Annotated in this window: 4 protein-coding genes and 1 pseudogene; 1 reads left to right on the top strand and 4 read right to left on the bottom strand. The window is 73.1% G+C overall.

The features are described 5' to 3' along the window. Nucleotides 1–1,358 (top strand): diguanylate cyclase (locus AB0G02_RS31260; RefSeq protein WP_360801202.1); only part of this gene is annotated, 1,358 nt, incomplete at its 5' end. On the opposite strand, the gene AB0G02_RS31255 is transcribed toward AB0G02_RS31260, so the two are convergent. The 4 genes and pseudogenes from AB0G02_RS31255 to AB0G02_RS31240 form a co-directional block, all read right to left on the bottom strand. Then, a complete protein-coding gene (locus AB0G02_RS31255; RefSeq protein WP_360801199.1) occupies nt 1,342–2,064 on the bottom strand; it encodes a class I SAM-dependent methyltransferase in 723 nt (240 codons plus the stop codon). The genes AB0G02_RS31260 and AB0G02_RS31255 overlap by 17 nt on opposite strands. Before the next feature lie 70 nt (nt 2,065–2,134). Further along, nucleotides 2,135–2,731 (bottom strand): ATP/GTP-binding protein, encoded by a 597-nt coding sequence (locus AB0G02_RS31250; RefSeq protein ID WP_360801195.1) that lies wholly within the window; start codon nt 2,729–2,731, stop codon nt 2,135–2,137. Nucleotides 2,732–2,778: 47 nt separating this feature from the next. Beyond that, nucleotides 2,779–3,201, bottom strand: a complete 423-nt coding sequence (locus AB0G02_RS31245) for a roadblock/LC7 domain-containing protein (RefSeq protein ID WP_360801192.1) — start codon at nt 3,199–3,201, stop codon at nt 2,779–2,781. Further along, nucleotides 3,198–3,690, bottom strand: a pseudogene (locus tag AB0G02_RS31240) (hypothetical protein); the annotation flags it as partial. The gene AB0G02_RS31245 and the pseudogene AB0G02_RS31240, both read right to left, overlap by 4 nt.

The raw sequence follows: 3,690 nt of genomic DNA, 5'->3' as shown, positions 1-3,690 counted from the left end.
CGGCCGCGGACCTCGCGGCCCTGTTCACCCCGCTGCCGCGCACCGCGGACGAGGTGCGGGTGCAGCGCGAGTTCACCGACGAGGCCGGCGATCCGATGTGGACGGACGTGGCGCTGTCGGTGGTGCGCGACGAGGACGGTCGGCCGCGCTGGCACGTCGCCGTGGTCGAGGACACCACCGAGCAGCGGGTGCTGCGCGACTACCTGCGCCACCAGGCGCTGCACGACGTGCTGACCGGCCTGCCGAACCGGCAGAGCTTCCTGCCGAAGCTGGAGCAGGTGCTGAGCCGACCGGGCTCGATCACGTTGTGCTACCTGGACGTGGACAGCGTCGCCATCGTCAACGACGGCCTGGGCTACGAGGCCGGTGACGAGCTGCTGAAGGTGGTGGCGCGGCGGCTGACCGCGGTGGTGGCCGACGAGGACGCCACGGTGGCGCGCATCGGCGGGGACGAGTTCGTGGTGCTGATCGAGGACTCCCCCACCACGCCCGGGATCTCCGCGCTGGCCGAGGCGATCGAGGCCGCGCTGGTCGAGCCGGTGAGCCTGGCCGGGCACGGAGTGGGCGTGTCGGCGGGCATGGGCTTCGTCCGCACGTCGGCGCGCGGGTCGGACGCGATGGCGCTGCTGCGCCAGGCGCACAGCACCCTGCGCCGCGCGGAGAGCGGCGGCAAGGGCCAGTGGGGCATCTACGACGCCGGGCAGGACGCCCGTGACCGCACCAGGTCGTCCTTGATCGCGACGATGCCGGGCGCGTTGCAGAACGGCGAGATCGCGCTCGACTACGTGCCGGTGGAACGGGACGACGAGCGGGTCGCGGTGGCGCTGCGGCTGCGGTGGCACGAGGCGGAGTACGGCCCGGTGTCGCACGAGGAGTGCCTGCGGTTCGCCGACGAGCTCGGCCTCGGCGGTCAGCTGGCCGAGTGGGTGCTGGACGAGGCGTGCGGCTTCGCGGCGGCGGAGGACGTGGCGGTGTCGGTGCGGTTGTCGCCGGACCAGTCGCGCGACCCGGACCTGACCGCCCTGGTCGCGGAGGCGTTGCGCGACGCCGGCCTGCCGCCGTCCCGGCTGTGGCTGAGCCTGTCCGCGCGGGCGCTGACCGAGGACCTGGACGCGGTGGAGGACAACCTGACCGCGTTGGCGGACATGGGTGTCCGCCGCCTGCTGCACGACGTGACGTTCGCCCTGCCGGAGCTGTCCGCCGTGGAGCGCCACGGGTTGTACGGCGTGGAGCCGGCCGTGCCGCCGCGGGAGGCGTTGGCGCAGCGGGCGTTGGCCGCGGTGCTGCCGCTGGTGCGGGCGGGTGGCGCGCTCGTCGTCGGCGCGCTGCCGGGGGCCGACCTCAGCGTGCGATCGTGATGATCTCGCGGCTCGTGGCGGTGAACGGGCCGCGGTCCCACAGGCCGTAGCGCTCGGCCACCTCGAACCCGGTCTCCCGCAGCAGCGCGTCGACGTGGTCGGCGTCGGTGAACCGGAGCGTGGCCCGGTCGACGATCGGCTCCGCCCAGTCCGGGCTGCTGTGGGTCTCGCTGAACCGCACCAGGCCGTCCCGGACGCTCTCCACCCGGTGCTCGACCCGCACCCGTTCGCCGTGCTCCCCGACGATGTCGACGCCGTGCTCGGGCGACCACCGCTCCCACGCCCGCGCGCCGGGGTTGCGGGTCTCGAACGCGAACCGGCCGCCCGGCCGGAGCGCCCGGCGGATCGCGGCGAGCTGCTCGCGGACCTCGTCGTCGGTGAGGAAGACCAGGAACACGTGCCCGGTCATGACGACCAGGTCGAACTCCGCGTCGAACCGCACGGTGCCCAGGTCGCCCTCGACCCAGTCCACGCCGGTGGCGCGGCGGGCCACGGCGAGCATCGCCGGGTCGGGGTCGAGCCCGACGAGGCGGCCCGGGTGCTCCGCGGTGCGCGCCACGTGCAGCAGCATCCCGGTGCCGCAGCCGACGTCGAGCACCGCGTCGGCGGACAGCACCAGGTCGAGGTAGAAGTCGTCGCTCGGGCCCCACTCGTTGAGCAGGTCGTAGTAGTCGGCCGCGTCCTTCCGCACCGGTTCGTCGGTCACCTCGACGAGTGTGGCCCGCACGACGACGGGCCGCGACCGGATTTCCGGTCGCGGCCCGTCGCGGGGTGGATCAGGCGAACGTCGGCTGCCGCATCGCGTGCTGCACCAGGGTGATCAGCGTCTGCTTGGTCGACTGCCGGTTGCGCGCGTCGCAGGGCACGATCGGCACCGACTCGTCGATCGTCAGCGCCTCCCGGATGTCCTCGATGCGGTGGTGCAGCAGGCCGTCGAAGCAGTTGACGCCCACCACGTAGGGCAGCTCGCGGTCCTCGAAGAAGTCGATCGAGGCGAACGCGTCGGACAGCCGCCGGGTGTCGACCAGCACGACCGCGCCGATCGCGCCGCGCACCAGGTCGTCCCACATGAACCAGAACCGGTGCTGGCCCGGTGTGCCGAACAGGTACAGGATCAGGTCCTGGTCCAACGACACCCGGCCGAAGTCCATGGCCACCGTGGTGGTCATCTTGTTGGGCGTGGCGGACAGGTCGTCGACGCCGACGCTGGCCTCGGTCATGACCGCCTCGGTGGTCAGCGGCACGATTTCCGACACGGACCCGACGAAGGTCGTCTTGCCGACACCGAACCCGCCGGCCACCACGATCTTCGTCGACGTGACGGTCAGGCTCGCCGCGGGTGACCCCGGCCGTCCGGGAGCGCCACCGCTCATGTTGCTCTGCTTTCCCTAGTAGTAGGACCTCGCCGGGTGGTGGGACCTCAGCCGCGCATGGCGACGTGCAGCTGCGAGCGGATCTCCGGGGTGAGCTGGACGCCGACCCGCTCGACCAGCCGCGTCATCGCGTAGCCGATGAGGCCGATGTCGCAGTTGGGCGCGGCCAGCACGGCCAGGCACGAGCCGTCGCTGATCGACATGAGGAACAGGTAGCCCCGTTCCATCTCCACCACGGTCTGCTTGACGTCGCCCGCCTCGAAGCAGCGCGCGGCGCCGAGGTTCAGGCTGACCAGGCCGGACGCGACGGCCGCGAGCTGTTCGGCGCGGTCGATCGGCAACCGCTCCGAGGACGCGAGCAACAGGCCGTCCGCGGAGACCACGATCGCGTGCGCGACGCCCGCGACCCGGGCGACGAAGTCATCGACCAGCCAACTGAAGTTGTCGAGTTCCTCGGTTGCGGGGGTCACTTCTGCTCCTTGGTCTGATTGCCGCCCCTGGCGGCGGAGGTGTTGTCCTCGTTGAACGACAGGCCTTCCCACGGCAGCCCGGCCTCGTCGCCGGTCTGGCGGCCCAGTTGCACGCCGCGCTGGTAGGTGGCGAAGCGCTGCCGCAACCGGTCGGCGGAACGGCGCGGCGGGGCCGCGGTCGCCACACCGGCCGACGGCGCACCGCTCGCGGACGGCTGGGCCGACGGCGCCGGACCGCGCGGCGCGGGGGCGCTGAGCGAACCCGGCATCAGCCGCGCCTTGGGGACGCGCTTGGGCAGACCGGCGGTGGTGGTGTCGTCCACCGGGGCCTTGAGCGCGCTGCTCGCCGCCGTCCAGCTGTCGTCCGCCGCCGCACCCCAACCCGGGGTCGACGCGGTGCCGGACGACGGGATGGCGGACGGCGCGGGCTCGCGCTTGGGCAGACCGGCCGGGGTGGAGCCGCGCGGTGCCGGCGGCGTCGGCCGGGCG

This window comes from Actinosynnema sp. NPDC023658, assembly GCF_040639995.1.
In the GTDB taxonomy this organism is placed as follows: domain Bacteria; phylum Actinomycetota; class Actinomycetes; order Mycobacteriales; family Pseudonocardiaceae; genus Actinosynnema.
Note: the sequence above shows the minus strand (reverse complement) of the source record. Positions and strands in the feature narration are given on the sequence as shown.

Bases quoted from the DNA above. Each gene is read 5' to 3' on its own strand.
- AB0G02_RS31250 (WP_360801195.1), bottom strand. From the start codon at position 2,731: ATGAGCGGTGGCGCTCCCGGACGGCCGGGGTCACCCGCGGCGAGCCTG.